The organism is Salipiger bermudensis, from assembly GCF_019801965.1.
Taxonomy (GTDB): domain Bacteria; phylum Pseudomonadota; class Alphaproteobacteria; order Rhodobacterales; family Rhodobacteraceae; genus Salipiger; species Salipiger bermudensis_A.
The window spans coordinates 131,109-152,899 of sequence record NZ_JAHVIA010000005.1 but is presented as its reverse complement, the minus strand read 5'-3'; the positions used below and the strand labels follow the sequence as shown (position 1 = coordinate 152,899).

The following is a 21,791-nucleotide window of genomic DNA, read 5'->3' as shown; positions in this document are numbered from 1 at the left end:
GGAAGCGCGGCAGCGGGGCCGCGTCAAGCGGCGGCTCAGTTCAGGCCGTTCGACGACACGAAGGAGATCGAGGCAAGGTCGACATTGACGCCCTCGGAGGCCGCGAGGATCAGCGCGTTGGAATTCTCGTGCAGAAGGCCGAGGCCGTTGTCGAACACATCGGCGGGGGTATAGGCCAGCGCGCCGGCGGCGAGGGCACCGACCAGCAGACCGCCGGAGTTGCGCTTGCCGTTGCTGGCGCGGCGCGACATCAGGAAGCGGAGCAGGTGGCCGCCCAGCATGACCGCCGAGATCGACAGCAGACCCGCGAGCATGAAGAAGATGTAGTCATGATACTGGGCCGGCAGAGCGCCCTGGAGGAGGCTTTCCTCGATCTGGGTGCGATTGCGCGCCACGGTGAAGATCAGGTAGGCCCAGCCGAAGCCCATCACCAGCGACAGAAGCGGGCGGGCAGGGCGCGAGCAAGTGCGCTTGGTATCGCCATGCTTGAAGTAATACGGATCGATGCGCTGAACGCGTTGCTGGAAGTCCTGCTGCGTCTGCTTGCGAAACGTGTAGTTTCTCATGTCCGAGACCTTGACCCTTAAGCTCTTCTTCTTGCGAGGCGGCCCGTCCTGTTGGGCGGTCTCCCCTATCCTTAAGGGTAGGCTAGAAACCAATCATGGCATTTTCTTGGGGCGATTTTGGCTTGAAGACGTTTTGAGGAAGAAGATTTTCGCACACGTTTAGATAGTTTTTCGCGGAATCTGGTCAATCGGGGCGACATTGTGGCGAAACTGGGCCGCAAGTGGTCCCAACGGCGGCAAATCGGCGCGTTGGAGGGCCCTGAAGGGGAAACGCGATTCTGACGAATCCCCTTCAGGTTGTTCATCTGTCGTCAGGCCGACATTGCATCGAGGATGCGCGCCCAGCTGCGAATACCCTTGTGATAGCTTTCGAGGTCGTACTTCTCGTTGGGCGAGTGGATCTGGTCGTCATCCTTGCCCCAGCCCACCAGCATGGCGTCCATGTCTAGGATGGTCTTGAAGTAGCCGGCGATCGGGATCGAGCCGCCGCAGCCCGCATAGGCAGCCGGATCGGGCCATTCGTCGGACAGCGCCTTGCGTGCCGCCTCGAAGCCCGGATGCTCGGTCGACATCTGAGAGGCGGGCGAGCAGCTGTGGTCCTTCCAGGCGATCTTGCAGTCGGCCGGGATCTGCGCCTCCACCCAGGCGCGGAAGTTCTTGCGGATCGCCTCCGGGTCCTGCGTGCCGACGAGGCGGAAGCTGATCTTGGCATGGGCCTCGGAGGGCAGCACGGTCTTGAAGCCGTCGCCGGTATAGCCCGACCAGATGCCATTGATCTCGGCGGTGGGGCGGGCCCAGATCATCTCGAGCGGGCTGACGCTGCGCTCGCCCGCCGGGATCGACAGCCCGACATCGCCGAGGAAGCCCTCGGCGTCGAAGCCCAGCCCCTCCCACTGCGCCTTCAACTCGTCCGACAACTCCGGCACACCTTCATAAAGCTCGGGCACCTGGATCACGCCGTTCTCGTCGAAGAGCCCGCCAAGGATCTTGGTGAGCACGCGGGCGGGGTTCATCGCGATGCCGCCATACATGCCCGAGTGCAGATCCTTGTCGGGGCCGGTGATGGTCAGTTCCTCGCCCAGCAGGCCGCGCAGCATGGTCATGATTGCCGGGGTCTTGGACTGGAACAGGCCGGTGTCGCAGATCAGCGCGATCTCGGCCTTCAGCTCCTCGGCGTTCTCCTTCATGAACGGCACCAGCGACGGCGAGCCGCTCTCTTCCTCGCCCTCGAGGAAGAAGGTGATCTTGCAGGGCAGGGCGCCGTGCTCGGCCTTGTAGGCGCGGCAGGCCTCGATGAAGGTCATCAGCTGGCCCTTGTCGTCCGAGGCGCCACGGCCGCGGATCACCTTGCCCTTGGGCGTCTCCTCGATGGCCGGATCGAACGGGTCCCGGTCCCAGAGATTGAGCGGGTCGACCGGCTGCACATCATAATGGCCGTAGAACAGCACGTGCGGGCCGGGGCCGTCCACATGGCCCACCACCATCGGGTGGCCCGGGGTCGGGCGCTTCTCGGCGCTCACGCCGATCGACCGGAGGTCGGCCACCAGCCAGTCGGCGGCCTTGTCGCACTCCGCCTTGTAGGCCGGGTCGGTCGAGATCGACTGGATGCGGAGAAGCTCGAGCAGACGATCGGTTGCGGCGGGGAGATCGCTGTCGATGCGGGCGAGAACGGCGTCGAGGGACATGCCTTGTGCTCCTGTGGCGTTGGGGAGATCAGATGGCCGCGACCCTAGCAGCGCCTTCCGCACTGTCCAGAGCCGGCGCCTGGACCAAGGCCCGTGTCAGACCTGCGCCCGTGTCAGACCGAGACCACCGCCAGCCCGGCCAGCACCATCGCCGCGCCGAGGGTCTGCCGCAGGCTCAGCCCCTCGCCGATCCAGCTGGCATAGCCGAGTACCAGCAGTGTCTCGGCGGCGATGATGGCGAGATAGACAACCGAAAGCTCGGCCCGCCGCATCAACAGGATCTCGGCGAGGAAGGCGCCGAGAAAGCCCGCGATCGCGAGGCTGAGACCGGCGGGCAGGTGGCCCTGGGCGGAAAGCTTCATGCCGATGGTGGCAATCGCGTAGCCGGCCGCGGTGCCGAGCACGAGCGTCGGGGCCGGCAAGGGCGGGAGGGAAAGGCTCCACATGAAATGACCTTCGAAAAAGACCTTTGAAAAATCAACAACGCGTAAAATCGGAACAGCGCCGGGGGCGTCGTCCACGAGTGTCTCTAATTTCATCAGGATGCACGCGTCCGGGTGGTCTGGCGAGTAAGCAAAACCTTACCTTTCGTAACTCTGCCTCGGAACAGGCCGTGGACCCGGGCGACGCCCGGGAGAGGGCCGGGGCGCAAGGGGCGCGCCCCGGCCGGCAGGGCTCAGCGCTTGTGGGATCCCTGGCCTCGGGATCCGCCCTGATTGCCGCTGCCGCTTTTGCCACTGTCGGTCCCGGCGGCGCTGCCGCCGGTCTTGCCATGGGCGTTGCGGGTCATGACCCCACGCATCTCGTCTTCGCCGGGCGTGTCGGCGCTCCTGGCCTGATTGCTGTCGTGGTTCTTCTCCAGAACCTCGCTCAGGTCATCGGTCCACGGGTTGGCGTGGCCCGCCTCGAGCGCGCTGATGCTGCCGCTCAGCGCGATGACGGCAAGTGCGAGTGGCGTGATGTGCTTCATGTGGCTTGGTCTCCTCTTGGTGATGCATGCGAGGGTCCCACGGTGCGCCTGTAATATAACATTTATTGAATGTGATGTCGCCGCGGCATGGTGTCCCGCTCCGCCTCACGCTTGCGGGAGCGGGGAGGAAGGCGCTTGAATTGCTGTATTCGGGCGGTATCTATGCGCCAGATTCCGATGCGCCCCCGAGAGACGACGCCGGAACACGATCCGAAAGTCTTGATGCAAATCAAGGCCGCGACTCTTAGTCTCTTTCTAAACCGTGGACAGGATGCCCTGTGAGCGTTATCCATTCACGAATGTGAATGCGGCCAGAACCGCCGACGAGACACGCAACGACGTGGCCAAAGCGAAGGAGGAGATGCCGGTGGATTACACCGCGAAGCTCGACGAAGCCCTGAACCGCCTGCACGAGGAAGGCCGCTACCGCACCTTCATCGACATCGAGCGCAAGAAGGGCCAGTTCCCGCACGCCACCTGGCGCAAGGCAGACGGCTCGGAGCAGGCGATCACCGTGTGGTGCGGCAACGATTATCTCGGCATGGGCCAGCACCCGGCGGTGCTCGCCGCGATGCATGAGGCGATCGACGCCACCGGCGCGGGCTCCGGCGGCACGCGCAACATCTCCGGCACCACGGTCTATCACAAGCGGCTCGAAGCCGAGCTGGCGGACCTGCACGGCAAGGAGGCGGCGCTGGTCTTCTCCTCCGCCTACATCGCCAATGACGCCACGCTCTCGACCCTGCCCAAGCTGTTCCCCGGCCTGATCATCTATTCCGACGAGCTCAACCACGCCTCGATGATCGAGGGCATCAAGCGCAATGGCGGCGCCAAGCGGATCTTCCGCCACAACGACGTCGACCACCTGCGAGAGCTGATCGCCGCAGACGACCCGCGCGCGCCGAAGCTCATCGCCTTTGAATCGGTCTACTCGATGGACGGCGATTTCGGTCCGATCGGGGAGATCTGCGATCTCGCTGAGGAGGTTGGCGCGCTGACCTATCTCGACGAGGTGCACGCGGTGGGCATGTACGGCCCGCGCGGCGGCGGCGTCGCCGAGCGCGACCGGCTGGCGCATCGCATCGACATCATCAACGGCACGCTCGGCAAGGCCTTCGGCGTGTTCGGCGGCTATATCGCGGCGAGCGAGAAGATGTGCGACGCGGTGCGCTCCTACGCGCCGGGCTTCATCTTCACCACCTCGATCCCGCCGGCGGTGGCAGCCGGGGCGGCGGCCTCGATCGCCCATCTCAAGCAGGATCAGGCCCTGCGCGACGCACACCAGACCCAGGCGCGAATCCTCAAGACCCGCCTCAAGGGCATGGGCCTGCCGATCATCGATCACGGCAGCCATATCGTTCCGGTGATCGTCGGCGATCCGGTGCACACCAAGCAGCTCTCCGACATGCTGCTTGACGGCTACGGCATCTATGTCCAGCCGATCAACTTCCCCACCGTGCCCCGCGGCACCGAGCGCCTGCGCTTCACCCCCTCGCCGGTGCATGGCCCCGACGAGATGGACAAGCTGGTGCGCGCGCTCGACGCGCTGTGGTCGCATTGCGCGCTGAACCGGCAGGAGCTCAGCGCCTGATCCGGACCGGATCCGCGGCCCGGAGACCGTTGCCGACGCCGCGACTGTAACATCGATTGAAACCCTTCCGCTCAAATCGAGCGGGAGGGTTTTATCTATCATTTACCATTCTGTCCGAAGATGCTTGCGCGTCGAACGAGAATCCCTCGATCGGGATTCGTGAGCAGATAGAGGAACTTCGGCGCGGCGCATATCGTTGGGCCGAGTGCACGATGCACGGGCGGGGTTGCGCAGAACCACGCTCATGACCCCTCGAATCTCTGTAAAAGCAGTTGTGATGTGCTAACGTAGTCCTAATAAAACACGCGAAGCGAATCGCGAAAGCGTGATTGGGCAGGCGAGCTGGGACAGCACCATTTTTAGGTTGAACGCATGATCGGGCGGAAATCCTCACGTAGGCCGGACGAGGTTGTCGAAGATGATGGCCCCCGCGGCTTCGATGATTTCACATTGCGGCTGGGAGATGTCATGCGCGGTGAACGCGCGACGATGGGCAAATCCCTGCTCGACGTCCAGCGCGAGCTGAGGATCAAGGCGAGCTACATCGCCGCGATCGAGAATTGCGATCCCTCCGCCTTCGATACCCCCGGTTTCATCGCCGGCTATGTGCGCTCCTACGCCCGTTATCTCGGCATGGATCCCGACGAGTGCTTCCAGGAATTCTGCACCGAGAGCGGCTTCTCCGTCGCTCACGGCATGTCGGAAAACGCCTCGACCATCCGCAAGCCGAACTACACCAAGTCCGAGGCGCCGCGCCCCGCCGCGCGCGATCCCTTCGCCGAGCCGCGGATGCCCTTCGTGCCCGCCGGCGACAGCTTCCTGTCGCGGATCGAGCCGGGGGCCGTGGCCTCGATGCTGGTGCTGGTCGCGCTGATCGGCGGCATCGGCTATGGCGGCTGGGCGGTCCTGCGCGAGGTGCAGCGCGTGCAGCTCGCACCGGTGGATCAGACCCCGGTGGTGCTGAGCGAGCTGGACCCGCTCGACGGCGCCGTTGCACCGATTGCCGAGGAAGATGGTGAAGACGTGCTGGCGCAAGTCGATGGCGTCGGCGCCTTCTCGCCCCCCGGGGCCGAGGCGCTGGATCGTCTCTACCGCCCGCAGGCGCTCGACGTGCCGGTGCTGGTGGCCCGCGATGCCCCGATTTCCTCGCTCGATCCGGCCACGGTCGGTGTCTTCGCGCAGCGCGGCACCGTGCCGCCGGCGCCGGTCGCCGCCCCCGATGGCTCCGAGCGACAGTTCGCCGAGGCCACGCCGCGGGCGCCGCAGCTTGCCACGCCCGGCCAGATGACGCTGGTCGCGGTGCGCCCGGCCTGGGTGCGGGTGCGCGGCGATGACGGCAGCGTGCTGTTCGAGCGGGTGATGGATGCCGGCGATACCTGGGCGGTGCCCGCCGACCAGACCGATCCGAAGCTCAATGTCGGTGAATCCGGCGCGGTCTACTTCGCGATGAACGGCCAGACCTACGGGCCCGCCGGCCCCACCGGCACCGTGACCCGGGATCTTTCGCTGCAGCCCGAGCTGATCGCCGCCGCCTACAGCCCCGCAGACGCTTCCCGCGATGGCGACCTGCAGCGTGTGATCGACGACCTGACCCAGTTTGCCGTGGCGGAGCCGCAGGGCGAGCCCGGACAGCCCAAGGTTCTGGAAGACAGCGCCCCCGGCGTGACGATGATCGCCGTGCGCACCGCCTGGGTGCGGGTGCGCGCCGCCGACGGCTCGGTGATCTACGAGGCGACGATGCGCGCCGGCGACACGTTCGAACTGCCCAACACCGAGGATCCGGCCACCCTGCGGGTGGGCGAATCCGGCGCGGTCTATTTCGCCGTCAACGGCCAGACCTACGGCCCGGCCGGCGATACCGGCGCGGTGACTTCGAACCTCGCGCTCTCGGTCGACAACCTGACCTCGAGCTACCAGGTCGCCGATATCAGCCGCGATGCCGATCTCGAGCGCGTCGTGGCCGAGCTCAACAGCGCCGTGACAGTCACCGACTGAGCCCGGAGCCGGTTGATCCGCTCACCGATTTCGTCCGTAGCTGATCGACCCGGTCAGCGACTGAGCCCGCAACTGACGGACCCGGCCACCGACGGCGTCTCTAACTGACAGCGCCCGTTGCCGACTGAGCCTCTCCGCGGCTGCTCCGGCAGGCGGGGGCAGGGGCGCTTCGGCGGTTTCACGCAATCGTCTCTGGCCTCAAGGCGCTCACGGCATTAGGTATGGCCGCACGCGACCCACCTTTCCCGAGGAGCCTTGCGGCATGAGCCACAACCCGATCCGTCCCTGGCGCAACATCGAGCGGCGCAAGTCGCGCCGGATCATGGTCGGCAACGTTCCCGTGGGCGGCGATGCGCCGATCTCGGTCCAGACCATGACCAACACCATCACCACCGACGTCAAGGCGACGGTGGATCAGGTCCAGCGCGCCGCCGAAGCCGGGGCCGATATCGTGCGGGTCTCGGTGCCTGACGAGGACAGCGCGAAAGCGCTGAAGGAGATCGTTCGCGAGAGCCCGGTGCCGATCGTCGCCGACATCCATTTCCACTACAAGCGCGGCATTGAGGCCGCAGAGGCCGGCGCCGCCTGCCTGCGCATCAATCCCGGCAATATCGGCAGCGAGGCGCGGGTGCGCGAGGTCATCGCCGCCGCCCGCGATCATGGCTGCTCAATGCGCATCGGCGTGAATGGCGGCTCGCTCGAGAAGCACCTGCTGGAGAAATACGGCGAGCCATGCCCCGACGCGATGGTCGAGAGCGCGCTGGATCACATCCGTATCCTCGAGGACAACGATTTCCACGAGTTCAAGATCTCGGTGAAGGCGTCCGACGTCTTCCTCTCCTCCGCCGCCTACATGGGGCTGGCCGAGGTCACCGACAAGCCGATCCATCTCGGCATCACCGAGGCCGGCGGGCTGACCTCGGGCACCATCAAGAGCGCGATCGGCCTCGGCCAGTTGCTGTGGATGGGCATCGGCGACACGTTGCGCGTCTCGCTCTCGGCGGACCCGGTCGAGGAGGTCAAGGTCGGCTACGAGATCCTCAAGTCGCTCGGCCTGCGCCACCGCGGCGTCAATATCATCTCCTGCCCGTCCTGCGCCCGTCAGGGCTTTGACGTGATCAAGACCGTCGAGGCGCTGGAAGAGCGGCTCGAGCACATCAAGACGCCGATGTCGCTGTCGATCATCGGCTGCGTGGTGAACGGCCCCGGCGAGGCGCTGATGACCGATGTCGGCTTCACCGGCGGCGGCGCCGGCAGCGGCATGGTCTATCTGGCGGGCAAGGCCAGCCACAAGATGAACAACGACCAGATGATCGATCACATCGTCGAGGAGGTCGAGAAGAAGGCCGCGCAGATCGAGGCCCAGAACGCAGCCGAAGCCGAGGCCGCATCGGAAGCAGCCGAATAGGGCGCCGGGTCTCCGCGCGGCGCTCGCGCGGGATCAGCCCCGGAGACGACGGCAGGACGACGGCCCGCAAACCATCTCGAAGCCCGCCCCGAGCCGCGCCGGGGGCGGGCTTTTGCTCATCCTTCCGAGCGGATCTGCTCGACCATCTGGCGCATGCCGTCGAGCGGCACGTAGCCGCGCAGCATCTGGTCGCCGAAGACGAAGCTCGGCGTGCCGTTGATCTGCAGCCGCGTCGCCAGCGCGCGGGTCTCCTGGATGCGGCGGGTGACTTCCTCGTCCGACATCCGGGCGATGATCGCCTCGGCATCGAGCCCCAGCGTCTCCGCCAGCCGGCGCAGGACCGGCTCGGAGGGCTCGCCCTCGAGGGTGATCAGCGCGTCATGCACCGACTTGTAGGCCTCGTCGCCCGCTTCCATCAGCGTCGCGATGGCAAAGCGCGAGGAGGTGACCGAGGCCTCGCCGAGGATCGGGAACTCCTTCATGATGAAACGGATGTTGCCGTCGCTCTCGATCAGCTCCTCGACCTCGGGAAAGGCGCGGCGGCAATAGCCGCAGCGATAATCGGAGAATTCGACGATGGTGATGTCGCCATCGGGGTTGCCGCCGACATAGGAATAGCCGTCGCGGAACAGCGCGTCGGCGTTGTCGGCGACGATCTGCTGGTCGGCCACCGCCTGCTGCTCGGCCTGGCGGCTCTCGAGCGCGTTGACGGCCTCCATGATGACCTCCGGGTTTTCCAGGAGGTATTCACGCACCTGCGCCCCGAAGGCGGCGCGCTGCTCGGGCGTCATGGCGGAGAAATCCATCTCCTGTGCCGTGGCCGGCAGCGCTGCGGCGAGACCGGCAGCGAGGGTCAGCGCGGCGGCGGGGCGGGTCAGTCGGGTCAGCATGGAAGCTCCTGTCTTGGTTCGTTGGGTGACCTGTATCGGTCGCGGTGTCGGGTGTCAGCGTTTCTTTTCGGCGCGGGCCGCGGCGTCGGCCACGTCCTGCGCCCGGCGATAGGGGGCGGAGCCGCGGGGCAGCAGACCCAGCGCGCGCTTGGCGTGGATGCCGGCATCGTGCAGACGGCCCTGCAGCGCGTAGCGCTGCGCCGTGGCCTCCGAGGCCATGCCGGTATTGCCGGTCTTGGCATAGGCCACCGCGAGATCGCGCAGCACGCGGCCATCGCGCCAGTCACGGTCGCGGGCTTCTTCGAGCGTGCGCAGCGCGGCACCATATTGGCCGGCGGCGAGCTGCGCCCGACCGAGCCCGCCGAGGATCTGGGCGTTGCGCGGGGCCAGCTGGCGGGCCTGTCCGTAGACCTGCACCGCCGGTCCGGCCTGGCGGCTCTCGAGCAGGATCTCTCCCTTTAGGTCGCGCAGGAACGGATCGTTCGGGCGCATCGCGATGGCGCCGTCGATGGCACGCAGGGCGCGTTTCAGGTCGGATTGCCGGTGCTGCGCCACCGCCTCGGCCATCAAAGCGATATCCTTGCTGGGCAGCCGGTCGAGCCGCCTCAGTGTCCAGCTCGGCGCCCGCAGGAAGCCCGCGAGCTTGGCGCGGGCGCGGGCGAACCAGTAGGCCGTCGCGGGATCGGCGGCGGTGCCCTGGCCGGGCGCGGCGGCGACAAGCCCCTGCAGGGCGCGCAGACGATCGCGGGTCAGCGGATGGGTGCGCACGTAGGGGTCCTGCCGCGGCGCCGAGAGCAGCTCCTGGCCGCGGAAGATCTCCTGCACCTCGACGGCGCCGCTCGGGTCGAGCCCGGCATTCACCATGCTGCGCACCGAGCTGATATCGGCGGCGCTTTCCTCCGCCCGCGTGTGCGACATGAAATTGTTCATCGCCGAGGCCGAGGACCCCAGCATGATCGCCGCCGCGGCGTCGCCGCTGCCGGTGCCCGCCCCGGCCGCCGCCGCCAGCGCCATGCCGAGCAGCGTCGCGGTGCGGGCGTTGCGCATGTTGCCGAGACGCCGGGCGATATGGCCGTTGGTGATATGCGCCGCCTCATGCGCGATCACCGCCTGCAGCTGCGCCGGGGTCTCGAGCTTCATGATCAGCCCGGAATTGATGTAGATCGCCTTGCTGTCGATGATGAAGGCGTTGAGCTTGTCATCCTTGACCACCATCACCTGCACCTGCGACGGGCTCAGCCCGGCGCCGCGCAGTACCGGCGCGGCAACCATCGCCAGCGCGTGTTCGATATCGGCATCGCGCAGCAGGGTGACGGCGCGGGCGGGCAGGGCCGCGAAGAGCAGCGTGGCCACGAGCAGCAGCGCGGCAATCGGTCTTGCGACAGCGGCGGACATTGACCCTCCCCGGTATCCTCAATACTCCCAATCCCGAGCCACCATGGGAGAGCAGGATGCGAAACTCAAGCCGGGGGGCGGTCGATCCCTTCATCGTGATGGATGTCATGGAAGCGGCGCGGGCCGCCGAGGAGGCCGGGCGCCACATCATCCACATGGAAGTGGGCCAGCCCTCGTCGCCGGCGCCGGCCCATGCCCGCGCGGTGCTGGCCGAGACCATGAAGTCCGACCCGCTGGGCTACACGGTGGCGCTCGGCCTGCCGGCGCTGCGCCAGCGCATCGCGCGGCTCTACGGCGAGTGGTACGACGTCGATCTCGATCCGGCCCGCGTGGTGGTTACGCCGGGCTCCTCGGGCGGCTTCATCCTCGCCTTCACCGCGATGTTCGACGCCGGTGACCGGGTGGCGCTGGGGATGCCCGGATACCCGTCCTACCGTCAGATCCTCAAGGCGCTGGACCTGGTGCCCGTGGAGGTGCCGGCGAAGCCCGAGAACGGCTACCAGCTTGTGCCCGGGGATCTCGCGGGCGTCGACTACCAGGGCCTGATGATGGCCTCCCCGGCGAACCCCACCGGAACGATGCTCGACCGCGCCGAGCTCGGCGCGATGATCGAGACCTGCCAGGCCAACGGCGCGGCGTTCCTTTCGGACGAGATCTATCACGGCATCGAGTATGACAAACGCGCGGTGACGGCGCTCGAGCTGTCGGACGATGTCTGCGTGATCAACTCCTTCTCGAAGTATTTCTCGATGACCGGCTGGCGCGTCGGCTGGCTGGTGCTGCCCGAGCGCATGGTGCGGCAGGTCGAACGGCTGGCGCAGAACCTGTTCATCTGCCCGCCGCACGCGGCGCAGGTGGCGGCGCTGGCGGCGATGGATTGCGGCGAGGAGCTGCAGGACAACCTCGCGGTCTATGCGAAGAACCGTCAGCTGATGCTCGACGGGTTGCCCAAGGCCGGCTTCGACCGCATCGCGCCGCCCGACGGGGCGTTCTATGTCTACGCCGATGTCAGCCACCTGACCGACGACAGCCGCGCCTTCGCGGCCGAGATCCTCGACAAGGCCGGGGTGGCGGTGACGCCGGGGCTCGATTTCGATCCCGAGCGCGGCCACGGCACGCTGCGGTTTTCCTATGCGCGCAGCAGCGCCGATATCGAAGAGGGGCTGGCGCGGCTTGCGCAGTTCATGAAGTGCCGCGGGTAAGCCTAAGATTTTTTGGATAAAAATCTTCAAGTTCAAGAATTTTCGCAGGAAAATTCTTGCCGCGGGCGGCGCGGGCTGCGAATCCGGCGCGGGCGTGATAGCGTCGGGCAAAACAACAAGACTGATGGCGGATGAGCAGGATCTTCCTTCTTCTGGCGGCGCTTCTTCTGGGCTCCGCGGCTGTGGCGCAGGAGCTTGGCGGGCGGGCGCTCTACGAGCGCGGCGCGCTCAAGGATCGGCGCGGCGGCACCGAGCTGACGCTCGGGCTGAGCCAGGGTGTGCCGTGGCGCGCCTTCACCCTCACCGATCCGGCGCGGATGGTGGTGGATTTCCGCGAGGTCGACTGGCAGGGCACCGACCCCACCGAGCTGGGCCAGTCGGACGCTGTCGAGACGCTGCGCGTCGGGCGCATCCGGTCGGGCTGGTCGCGGCTGGTGGCCGAGCTCTCCGGGCCGATGGTGATCGCACGGGCAGGGATGCGCGTCGCCGAGGAGACCGGGGTGGCCACGCTCTCGCTGCGGCTCGAGCCTGCCACGCCTGACGAGATGGCCGCCGCCTCCGGCGCGCCGCGCGATCCGCGCTGGGATCTGCCCGAGCCGCGCGCCACCGCGGTGCCACCGCGCGATCCCGCGGCGCCATTGCGCATCATGCTCGACCCCGGGCATGGCGGGATCGACCCGGGCGCGCAGCGCGACGGCCACAGCGAGGCCGAGCTGATGCTCACTTTCGCCCGCGAGCTGCGCGACGTGCTGCGCCGCGCCGGATACTCGGTCGAGATGACCCGCGATGCCGATGTCTTCGTCTCGCTCGAGGCGCGGGTGGCGCTGGCGCACCAGGCCGGCGCCGATCTCTTCGTGTCGCTGCATGCCGATGCCATCGCCGAGGGCGTCGCCCACGGGGCGACGGTCTACACCTTGTCGGAGGACGCCACGGACGCCGCCTCGGCGGCGCTGGCCGAGCGCCACGACCGCGACGATATCCTCGCCGGGCTCGACCTCTCGGGCGCCGATGACCGCGTCGCCAACGTTCTGCTCGAGCTCGCCCGGCTCGACAATGGCCCGCGCAGCACGGCGCTGGCGAAACACCTGGTGGACCGCATCCGCAACGCGGTGGGCGAGGTGCACAAGCGTCCGCTGCGCCGCGCTGGCTTCTCGGTCCTGAAGGCCGCTGACATTCCCTCGGTGCTTGTCGAGGTCGGTTTCCTGTCGACAGAGCGCGACCTCGAGAACCTGCAGGACGAATTCTGGCGCGCCGGCATGGCCGCGGGCATCCGCGACGGCATCAGCGCCTGGGCGCTCGAGGACGCGGCGCTGGCACGGCTGCGGCGGCAATAGACGCCGCGTCGCCCTTGGCAGAGCCCTGCCGTCACGCCCCCGTGTGTTTTGACCGCGGGCGGCGCAGGGTATAAGGACACGGCAATCTTCAGAGGCGGCCCTCAGTGACTCGGTTCATTCTTTCCTTCTTCGGCGGCATCTTCAGCATCATCACGCTGGGGATCATGATGTTCGCGCTCACCGTGGGCGCGGTGATCTGGATCTACGGCCAGGACCTGCCCAGCCACGAGAGCCTGGCGCGCTACACGCCGCCGACGATCAGCCGGATCTACAGCCAGGAAGGCCGGATCATCGACGAGTTCGCCCAGGAGCGGCGCCTGTTTACCCCGGCTGACCAGATCCCCGACCTGGTGAAAGAGGCGTTCATCTCGGCCGAGGACAAGAACTTTTACACCCACCAGGGCTATGACCCGCGCGGCATCGCCGCGGCGGTGGTCGATGCGGTGAAATCCCGCGGCCGCGACGTGCGCGGCGCCTCGACGATCACCCAGCAGGTGATGAAGAACTTCCTGCTCGACGGTGGCCGCCGCGCCGAGCGCAAGGTCAAGGAGATCATCCTCGCCACCCGCGTCGAGCAGGCGCTGAGCAAGGAGAAGATCCTCGAACTCTACCTCAACGAAATCTTCCTCGGCCAGAACTCCTACGGCGTCACCGCCGCCGCCCAGACCTATTTCAACAAGACCCTGTCGGAGCTCGAGCCGCACGAGGCGGCCTTCCTGGCCTCGATGCCGAAGGCGCCGTCGGATTTCCATCCGGTGCGCAACAAGGAGCGCCTGCTGCAGCGCCGCAACTACGTGCTGCGCGAGATGCATGACAACGGCTACCTCTCCGACGAGCTCTACGAGCAGGAGCGCGCGCAGCCGCTGCGCTCGGTGCAGAACGGCGATTTCGAGCCCTACCAGCGCTCGCTGCCGCCGCGGGACTATTTCACCGACGAGATCCGTCGCCAGTTGACCCGCGATTTCGGCGAGGGCGAGTTCTTCTCCGGCGGCTTCAGCGTGCGCGCCACGCTCGATCCCGAGATGCAGACCAAGGCGGCGGAATCGCTGCGCATCTCGCTCGAGAACTACGACCGCAGCCTGGGCCGCTGGCGCGGCACCGGCAAGACCATCCCCGAGGAGCAGCTCGGCTCGGAAGAGGCCTGGCGCGAGGCGCTGGCCAACACCTCGGTGGCACGCGACATCGATCTTGAGAGCGAGTGGCGTCCGGCGGTGGTGCTCGAGGTCGGCGATGCGTCGATGCGGCTCGGCATCGAGGGCATCGCGAGCGACGATGCCCGCGGCACCTCCGTCCCGCGAGACGACATCTCCTGGATCCGCGGCAGCTTCCGCGACAATTTCGAGCGCGGCGACGTTGTGCATGTGCGCGAGATGACCGCCGACAACGATGGCAGCTTCATCCGCTGGACCCTGCGGCAGGTGCCGCGGGTGCAGGGCGCCTTCATGGCGATGGACGTGCATACCGGCCGGGTGATCGCCATGCAGGGCGGCTTCTCCTACCAGGATTCGGTGTTCAACCGCGCCACCCAGGCGCAGCGTCAGCCGGGCTCGTCCTTCAAGCCCTTCGTCTACGCCTCGGCGCTCGACTCGGGCTACGCCCCCTCGACCATCGTCATCGACGCGCCGATCGAGATCGACACGCCGCAGGGCGTGTGGCGGCCGAAGAACGCCTCCAACACCTATTACGGCCCGACGCCGCTGCGCACCGGCATCGAGCAATCGCGCAACCTGATGACCATCCGCCTGGCGCAGGAGATCGGCATGGACACGGTGGCGTGCTACGCCGAGAAGTTCGGCGTCTACGATCACATGGGGCGCTTCCTGTCGAACGCGCTCGGCGCCGACGAGACCACGCTCTACAAGATGATCTCGGCCTACGCGATGTTCGCCAATGGCGGCGAGCGCGTCGAGCCGACGCTGGTCGACCGGGTGCAGGACCGCTACGGTCGCACGATCTACAATCACGAGAGCGCCAAGGGCAACGAGCGGGTCTGCATCGACTGTGCCGAGGACAGCCTGCCGCCGGGCGTCGGCCCGACCATCCGCAACAGCCGCGAGCGGGTGATGGACGCGGTGACGGCCTACCAGCTGACCTCGATGATGCAGGGCGTGGTGCAGCGCGGCACCGCCTCGAGCGTCGTCGATCTCGGCGTGCCCACCGCCGGCAAGACCGGCACCACCAACGACGCCAAGGACGTGTGGTTCATCGGCTTCACCTCGAACATCGTCGCCGGCTGCTACATCGGTTACGACAACCCCAGCCCGCTGGGCCGCGGCGCCTATGGCGCTTCGATGTGCGGGCCGGTGTTCCAGCGCTTCATGACCGAGGCGGTGCAGAAATACGGCGGCGGCGCCTTCGACGTGCCGGAGGCCTGCGAGTTCATCAATATCGACCGCTTCTCCGGCGCCCGTCTCGGCCCCGACGCCTCGGGTCCGAACGTCGTGGCCGAGTGTTTCCGCCGTGGCCAGGAACCGCTCTTCGGCATCCAGCTCGATGGCGGCTGGGCGATGTCGGGCAATTTCGACCTGATCCAGCCCGATGGCACCACCCGGGCCCGCGAAGTCACCACCTCGACCGGGCGCAAGGCGACCGTGGGGCCGAAGGCGAGCTTCGGCACGCTGTCCTCGGGCGGGCTCTACTGAGCTCGGGGCTCCGGCACCGCCGGCGCGGTTGGGCCGCGTTTTGGGGGCGCCGCCCCCGCCGCGGCTGCGCCGCGACTCCCCCGAGGTATTTTCGAACCAGAGAAGACGGGGCGTGGCGCGATCGCGGCCATCTGACCGCGGGGCGGCGGCAGGCGCGCCGGGCCGAGATGAGGCGGGCGCTTGAAGGGGAGGCGGCGCTGGTCTATGTCCCCCTGACCACAGTTTTCCCGAAGTGAGATCGCCATGCGTGCCGAGACCCAGAAGACCGTCGACAAGATCGAGAAGTCGCTCGACCTGTTGGGCCAGCGGCTTGACTGGGAGACCGCGCCGCACCGGCTCGAGGAGTTCAATGCCCGGGTCGAGGATCCCAACCTCTGGGACGATCCGCAAGCGGCGCAGAAGCTGATGCGCGACCGCCAGTTCCTCGTCGACGCGATGGAGACCTACAGTTCGATCAAGCAGGAGCTGTCGGACAATGTCGAGCTGATCGAGCTCGGCGAGATGGAAGAGGATGACGAGGTCGTGGGCGAGGCCGAGGCCGCGCTCAAGGCGCTGGCCGAGAAGGCCGGTCAGAAGGAGCTCGAGGCGCTGCTCGACGGCGAGGCCGACGGCAACGACACCTTCCTCGAGATCAATGCCGGCGCCGGCGGCACCGAGGCCTGCGACTGGGCGCAGATGCTGCAGCGCATGTATGTGCGCTGGGCCGAGAAGCGCGGCTACGAGGTCGAGCTGCAATCGGAGGAAGCGGGCGCCGAGGCGGGCATCAAGTCGGTGGCCTACAAGATCTCCGGGCCCAATGCCTATGGCTGGCTGAAATCCGAGAGCGGCGTGCACCGGTTGGTGCGGATCTCGCCCTTCGGCAAGGGCACGCGCGAGACCTCCTTTGCCTCGGTCTGGGTCTACCCGGTGGTCGACGACAATATCGAGATCGACGTGAACCCCTCCGACATCCGCGTCGACACCTACCGTTCCTCGGGCGCCGGCGGCCAACACGTCAACACCACCGACTCGGCGGTGCGGATCACCCACATGCCGACCGGCATCGTGGTGACCAGCTCGGAGAAATCGCAGCACCAGAACCGCGACATCGCCATGAAGGCGCTGAAATCGCGGCTCTACCAGATGGAGCTCGACCGCCGCAACGCCGAGATCAACGCCCAGCACGAGGCCAAGGGCGATGCCGGCTGGGGCAACCAGATCCGCTCCTACGTGCTGCAGCCCTACCAGATGGTGAAGGACCTGCGTACCAGCCACGAGACCTCCGACACCCAAGGGGTGCTCGACGGCGATCTCGATCCGTTTATGGCGGCGACGCTGGCGCAGAAGGCGGCGGGCAAGAGCCGCGCCGACGCGCAGACCGGCTGAGCCCAGGCGGGGCGCTTGCCGCCCCGCGGGCCCGCCGCTAGGCTTGCCGGAAAACACCGGGGGCAGGGCGATGCGGGCAGCAGACAGGGAGTGTTGCGGGGCAGGGCGCCGCAAGGCCATCGCGGCCGGGCTTCTGGCCCTGACGCTGCTCTCGGCTTGCGCCGCGCCCTGGCGTTCCGAGTATTCCAGACAGGACAGCGTGGCCTTCGCGGAGGCCGTCACCGGTACCACGCTGCTGGCACGGCGGGTGCGGGCGCTTGGCGATCCCGGCGACGGGCGCTCGGGCGTGGCGCTGGTGAGCGATGGCCCCACCGCGTTGGCGCTCAGGCTCGGTCTGACGCAGCGCGCCGAGCGCAGCATCGATGCGCAGTATTACCTCTTGCATGACGACCCCTCCGGCCATCTCTTCCTCGGCCAGCTGATGCGGGCGGCGGATCGTGGCGTGCGGGTGCGGCTGCTGCTCGATGACATGGACGCGGCGGCCTATGACGATGCTCTCGCCGCGCTGGCGCGCCATCCCAAGGTGCAGATCCGGCTGTTCAACCCGTTCCCGCGCGGGCTGGCGCGCCCGGTGGTGACCGCGCTCGAGTTCCTCAGGGTGAACCGGCGCATGCACAACAAGTCGATGACCTTCGACAACGTCGTCACGCTGGTCGGCGGGCGCAACATCGGCGACGAGTATTTCGCCGCCAAGGACGAGAGCAACTACACCGATCTCGACCTGCTGGCGGCGGGGCCGCTGGCGGCGCAGGTCTCGGCGCAGTTCGACGCCTACTGGAACAGCGCCAAGGCGGTGCCGGTGGGGGCGGTTTCGGACCGGGGCATCGCGCTTGCGGAGGCCCGCGAGGCGCTGGAGGCGCGCATGGACGCGGCGCTGCGCACGCCCTTCGGCGCGGCTCTCGCGGCAGGTCGCCGTGATTGGCTTCCGGAGGGCGGGGCGCAGCTCGTCTGGGTGCCGGCCCGGCTGATCGCCGACCCGGTGGAGAAATCCAGCCGCAAGGCCCGTGGCAGCCAGACGGTCAGCGGGCAGATCCTGCCCTACCTGACCGGCGCGGAGCGCGAGCTCTTCGTCTCATCGGCCTATTTCGTGCCGCGCAATCGCGGGGTGGCGCTGCTCGGGGGGCTCGCCCAACGCGGTGTCGACGTGACGGTGCTGACCAACTCGATGGATTCCACCGACGTGCTGTCGGTCTATGGCCATTACGCGCTCTGGCGCACGCCGCTCCTGCAGCGCGGTGTCGACCTCTGGGAGCTGCGCGCCGACAGCGCCCGCGCCGATCGCCTGCGGCTTGGGCTCGAGGAGACGCAATCGTCGCTGCACACCAAGGCCTTCGTGGTCGATCGCCGCTATCTCTTCGTGGGCTCGTTCAACTGGGATCCGCGCTCGGTCTTCATCAATACCGAGATGGGTATCCTGATCGACAGCCCGCCGCTCGCCGGCGAGGCGGCGACGCTGTTCCAGCAGCACCTTCAGGAAAGCGCCTACCGGGTGAGGCTCGATGACGAGGGTACGCTGCGCTGGCAGGAGCGGCGCGATGCGCAGACGCTGGTCGAGTATCGCGGCGAGCCCTTCGTCTCGCACTGGCGGGCGCTCTTGAGCCGGCTCTACACGCTGCTGCCGATCGGCGGCCAGCTCTGAGGCACGCAGCGACTCCGCGCAAAGATCTTGCGCGCGTCGGCGGGTTCGGGGTTACACTCCGAGCCGGAGGAGAGGTCGCATCAGGGGAGGAGCGTCATGAGCGAGACACCGGAGCACGGCGTGCCGCCGCTAGGAGAGGTGAGTTTCGCCACGCTTGGCGAGGCGCTGCGGCGCGGTGCGCGCGACATGATGCGGGCGCCGGGCTTTGCGCTGGTGTTCGCGGGCTTCTACGTGCTCGCCGGGCTGCTGATGAGCTGGATCACCTGGGCCACCGGGCAGAGCTACTGGCTGGTTCTGGCGGCGATCGGCTTTCCGCTGCTGGGGCCCTTCGCGGCGGTCGGCTTCTACGAGGTCAGCCGCCGGCTCGAGCGCGGTCTGCCGATGGACTGGATGCAGATCTTCAGCGTCATCCTGCGCCAGTCGAAGCGCCAGCTGCCGTCGATCTGCGCGGTGATCGTGATCGTCTTCCTGTTCTGGTTCTTCCTCGCGCACATGATCTTCGCGCTGTTCCTCGGACTGTCGGTGATGACCAATGTCTCGTCGAGCTTCGACATCTACCTGAGCGCGGAAGGGCTGACGATGCTGGGTGTGGGCTCGGTGGTGGGGGCGGGCTTCGCGGCGCTGCTTTACATGATCACCGTGCTGGCGCTGCCGCTGCTGCTCGACCGGGAGGTGGATTTCGTGACCGCGATGATCACCTCCTTCCAATACGTGCTGTCGCACCCGGTGGTGATGTTCGCCTGGGCGGCCTTCATCGCGGCGGCAACCTTTCTCGCCATGCTGCCGGGCTTCCTGGGCCTGTTCCTGGTTCTGCCGCTGCTGGGGCATGCCACCTGGCATCTCTACGACCTGATCAAGGCCGGCGCCGCGCCGGAGGCGGCGTCGGGGATCGTGGCGGCCTGACGCGAAGCCGCGTCGCAGTCACACGATGTCAGACGAAGGGTTCGCCGATGCGCAGCTGCTTGCGGTGGAAGGTGGGGAGCTTGTCCTCGGTGACATAGCCGGCGGAGCGGGCCGTGGCGAGGATCTGGTGCGTGTCGTGCCCGAGATATTCATAGACCAGACGGGCGGCGCGCCGTGTGGTCGGGCTCTCGGGCGTGGTCCGCAGCGTGTAGCCGACCCAGTAGATCTTGGCCAGCGCCGGCACCCGCGCGAGATAATTGAACGAGCTGGTCACCGAGTCGCGCCGGCTGACGAGAATCGCGAGCCCCTCCGCTTGCGGCATCACCAGCCCGCGGAATTCGCGGGTCTGCGCGTCGGTGGACATGCCGTGCATCTCCATCGCGGCCTTGGGCTCGAAACCGCGCAGGAAGGCGAAATTGTCGCGCCGGGTGATCTGCACCAGCCCGACGATGAAGCTGTCGGGATCGGTGAAGGCGGCGCGCGAGAAGCGATAGAAGCCGGAGGGAAAATCCTCTTCCGGAATTGGAATGACCAAACCGCCGCCGACAAAGTCTCCGATATAGGGATGATGCAGCAATCCCTTCGGGTCGCTGCCGATGTCACCGACCGGTTCGAGCAGTATTCTGGCATCGACACCAAAGAATGAGCAGATCCGGTGAAGAACATCTGGACGTGGGAAACTCTCCCCGGCAAGATACCGGTTAAATTGAGTTCTATTGATCCCCAAATCGCGGCATAGTTGCGAGACCGATTCTGCAGTTTGACCCAGTTGACGCAGATTCGCGCCAAAGACACTGCGTAATTCGGCCGGACTCCGCTGGTTCATGTCTCTAAGTGACTCAATTTGTATCCGGATTGTCGCCAAGGGCCGGGAGATTGTGGCTAAACCTTGGCGTCAAATGGGCGAAATCACACACAAAATTCCCAAATGACGCCAAGTAGCATCAGAGGTGACGCTGCTTCGCATCAAGAATTATATTATTCGTCACAAAATGCAACCCAGAGACACGTTTCGCGGAATGTGCTGTGACACGGAAATGCTTCACCTTGTTTCACATCGAATTGTTGGGAACGTGAAAATGTCGCAGACGATGTACGGGGTTGTCCTCTGGGCCGATCACACTGATCAGAAAGCTGTCATTTGGTGCGAGGATCACGGAGACCTCGCCCTCTATCACGACACCGAGGCGAGCGTTCATGACGGCGTGTCGCTCGACGAGGGAGATCTCATCGAATTCGATCTCAAGCAGGAGGAGAACCTGCGCCTGGCTCACAATCCCCGACGGCTGGCGCAGAATCACTATCCCGGTCTCGCACAGGCGCTTCGCCACGCTGATGCATCCCGAAACACCGGCCCGACGGTGCCCAACGAGACCGGGAATGTGATCCCATTCAGGGGTCGCAATGCCTCTTCTTCCCGCGGGGCCATTCCCGCGATCCACGCAGGCTGAATTACAAGCGGCGACCACTCACACGACACTACACCCACACTCACGCTGAAACGCCCGATCCCCGAAGATCGGGCGTTTTTCCTTTTCGGCACCCTGTGCTTCGGCGAGGGGCCAAGAAAAAGGCCCGGGACGCGCGTGCTGCGTCCCGGGCCGTGTCAGGCTTGCTCGTTGAAGGGCGGGCGGCTCAGCTGGTGCCGCGCGACAGCGCCGCGACGCCGGTGCGGGCCACCTGGACGAGCCCCAGCGGGCGCATCAGGTCGGCGAAGGCGTCGATCTTGTCGGGGGCGCCGGTGAGCTGGAAGATGAAGCTCTCGAGCGTCGAGTCGACGACCTGGGCGCGGAAGATGTCGGCCAGGCGCAGCGCCTCGACGCGCTTGTCGCCGCTGCCATTGACCTTCATCAGCGCCAGTTCGCGCTCGACCGAGCTGCCCTCGGCGGTCAGGTCATGCACGTCGCGCACCGAGACGATGCGGCCGAGCTGGGCCTTGATCTGCTCGATCACCTGCGGCGTGCCGGTGGTGACGATGGTGATCCGCGACAGGTGGCCTTCGTGGTCGACCTCGGCCACGGTCAGGCTGTCGATGTTGTAGCCGCGGCCCGAGAACAGGCCGATGACGCGCGCCAGCACGCCCGGCTCGTTCTCGACCAGCACGGTGATGGTGTGCGCTTCCTGCACGTCCGAGAAGGTCGGGCGCAGGTTGTAGGCCGAGTGCTTGGACGAGCCCTTCTTGATCTGTAGCGCGGACATGGTCTTT

18 protein-coding genes and 1 pseudogene are annotated in these 21,791 nt (G+C 66.8%); 10 read left to right on the top strand and 9 right to left on the bottom strand.

From position 1 onward, the window contains the following. Window positions 1–35: 35 nt before the first annotated feature. From KUV62_RS12570 to KUV62_RS12555, 4 genes are all read right to left on the bottom strand, one after another. Entirely contained in the window at window positions 36–566 is a 531-nt protein-coding gene (locus KUV62_RS12570) for a hypothetical protein (RefSeq protein WP_222604058.1), read from the bottom strand. Window positions 567–877: 311 nt separating this feature from the next. Beyond that, the gene (locus KUV62_RS12565; RefSeq protein WP_222604057.1) at window positions 878–2,251 is read right to left on the bottom strand and encodes a M20/M25/M40 family metallo-hydrolase; all 1,374 of its coding nucleotides are present in this window, start codon (window positions 2,249–2,251) and stop codon (window positions 878–880) included. Window positions 2,252–2,364: 113 nt separating this feature from the next. After that, complete coding sequence (locus KUV62_RS12560) at window positions 2,365–2,697, bottom strand: 5-aminolevulinate synthase (protein ID WP_222604056.1); 333 nt, start codon at window positions 2,695–2,697, stop codon at window positions 2,365–2,367. 230 nt (window positions 2,698–2,927) lie between these two features. Next, window positions 2,928–3,221, bottom strand: coding sequence for a hypothetical protein (locus KUV62_RS12555; RefSeq protein ID WP_222604055.1), 294 nt, complete (start codon window positions 3,219–3,221; stop codon window positions 2,928–2,930). Between the two features lie 367 nt (window positions 3,222–3,588). Between KUV62_RS12555 and hemA the strand changes: the two genes are divergently transcribed. From hemA to ispG, 3 genes are all read left to right on the top strand, one after another. After that, window positions 3,589–4,812, top strand: a complete 1,224-nt coding sequence (hemA, locus tag KUV62_RS12550) for a 5-aminolevulinate synthase (protein ID WP_222604327.1) — start codon at window positions 3,589–3,591, stop codon at window positions 4,810–4,812. 372 nt (window positions 4,813–5,184) lie between these two features. Then, window positions 5,185–6,807 (top strand): helix-turn-helix domain-containing protein, encoded by a 1,623-nt coding sequence (locus KUV62_RS12545; RefSeq protein ID WP_222604054.1) that lies wholly within the window; start codon window positions 5,185–5,187, stop codon window positions 6,805–6,807. Window positions 6,808–7,069: 262 nt separating this feature from the next. After that, on the top strand, window positions 7,070–8,215 hold the full coding sequence (gene ispG / locus KUV62_RS12540) for a flavodoxin-dependent (E)-4-hydroxy-3-methylbut-2-enyl-diphosphate synthase (protein ID WP_222604053.1): 1,146 nt from the start codon (window positions 7,070–7,072) through the stop codon (window positions 8,213–8,215). Window positions 8,216–8,331: 116 nt separating this feature from the next. Here the strand turns inward: ispG and KUV62_RS12535 are convergent, their stop codons facing one another. Both KUV62_RS12535 and KUV62_RS12530 read right to left on the bottom strand, forming a co-directional pair. Then, complete coding sequence (locus KUV62_RS12535) at window positions 8,332–9,105, bottom strand: DsbA family protein (protein WP_222604052.1); 774 nt, start codon at window positions 9,103–9,105, stop codon at window positions 8,332–8,334. Window positions 9,106–9,159: 54 nt separating this feature from the next. Next, on the bottom strand, window positions 9,160–10,500 hold the full coding sequence (locus KUV62_RS12530) for a M48 family metalloprotease (protein ID WP_222604051.1): 1,341 nt from the start codon (window positions 10,498–10,500) through the stop codon (window positions 9,160–9,162). A 56-nt stretch (window positions 10,501–10,556) separates the two neighbouring features. Between KUV62_RS12530 and KUV62_RS12525 the strand changes: the two genes are divergently transcribed. From KUV62_RS12525 to KUV62_RS12500, 6 genes are all read left to right on the top strand, one after another. Next, window positions 10,557–11,702 carry a pyridoxal phosphate-dependent aminotransferase gene (locus KUV62_RS12525; RefSeq protein ID WP_222604050.1) on the top strand — a complete coding sequence of 382 codons (1,146 nt, stop codon included), beginning with the start codon at window positions 10,557–10,559 and terminating at the stop codon, window positions 11,700–11,702. 131 nt (window positions 11,703–11,833) lie between these two features. Continuing rightward, window positions 11,834–13,036 (top strand): N-acetylmuramoyl-L-alanine amidase, encoded by a 1,203-nt coding sequence (locus KUV62_RS12520; RefSeq protein ID WP_222604049.1) that lies wholly within the window; start codon window positions 11,834–11,836, stop codon window positions 13,034–13,036. 104 nt (window positions 13,037–13,140) lie between these two features. Beyond that, window positions 13,141–15,678, top strand: a complete 2,538-nt coding sequence (locus KUV62_RS12515) for a penicillin-binding protein 1A (protein ID WP_222604048.1) — start codon at window positions 13,141–13,143, stop codon at window positions 15,676–15,678. Between the two features lie 243 nt (window positions 15,679–15,921). Continuing rightward, entirely contained in the window at window positions 15,922–17,043 is a 1,122-nt protein-coding gene (gene prfB, locus KUV62_RS12510) for a peptide chain release factor 2 (protein WP_222604047.1), read from the top strand. A gap of 70 nt (window positions 17,044–17,113) precedes the next feature. Beyond that, on the top strand, window positions 17,114–18,682 hold the full coding sequence (locus KUV62_RS12505) for a phospholipase D family protein (protein ID WP_222604046.1): 1,569 nt from the start codon (window positions 17,114–17,116) through the stop codon (window positions 18,680–18,682). A gap of 96 nt (window positions 18,683–18,778) precedes the next feature. Beyond that, the gene (locus KUV62_RS12500) at window positions 18,779–19,585 is read left to right on the top strand and encodes a DUF2189 domain-containing protein (protein ID WP_222604045.1); all 807 of its coding nucleotides are present in this window, start codon (window positions 18,779–18,781) and stop codon (window positions 19,583–19,585) included. A gap of 28 nt (window positions 19,586–19,613) precedes the next feature. On the opposite strand, the gene KUV62_RS22820 is transcribed toward KUV62_RS12500, so the two are convergent. After that, entirely contained in the window at window positions 19,614–20,120 is a 507-nt protein-coding gene (locus KUV62_RS22820) for an XRE family transcriptional regulator (RefSeq protein WP_315901586.1), read from the bottom strand. A gap of 102 nt (window positions 20,121–20,222) precedes the next feature. Further along, window positions 20,223–20,411: pseudogene (locus tag KUV62_RS22815) on the bottom strand (helix-turn-helix domain-containing protein); the annotation flags it as partial. 253 nt (window positions 20,412–20,664) lie between these two features. On the opposite strand from KUV62_RS22815, the gene KUV62_RS12490 reads away from it, so the two are divergent. Continuing rightward, entirely contained in the window at window positions 20,665–21,036 is a 372-nt protein-coding gene (locus KUV62_RS12490; RefSeq protein WP_222604043.1) for a hypothetical protein, read from the top strand. Between the two features lie 184 nt (window positions 21,037–21,220). Here KUV62_RS12490 and ilvN read toward each other — a convergent pair whose 3' ends face one another. After that, complete coding sequence (ilvN, locus tag KUV62_RS12485; RefSeq protein ID WP_222604042.1) at window positions 21,221–21,784, bottom strand: acetolactate synthase small subunit; 564 nt, start codon at window positions 21,782–21,784, stop codon at window positions 21,221–21,223. Window positions 21,785–21,791: the final 7 nt, after the last annotated feature.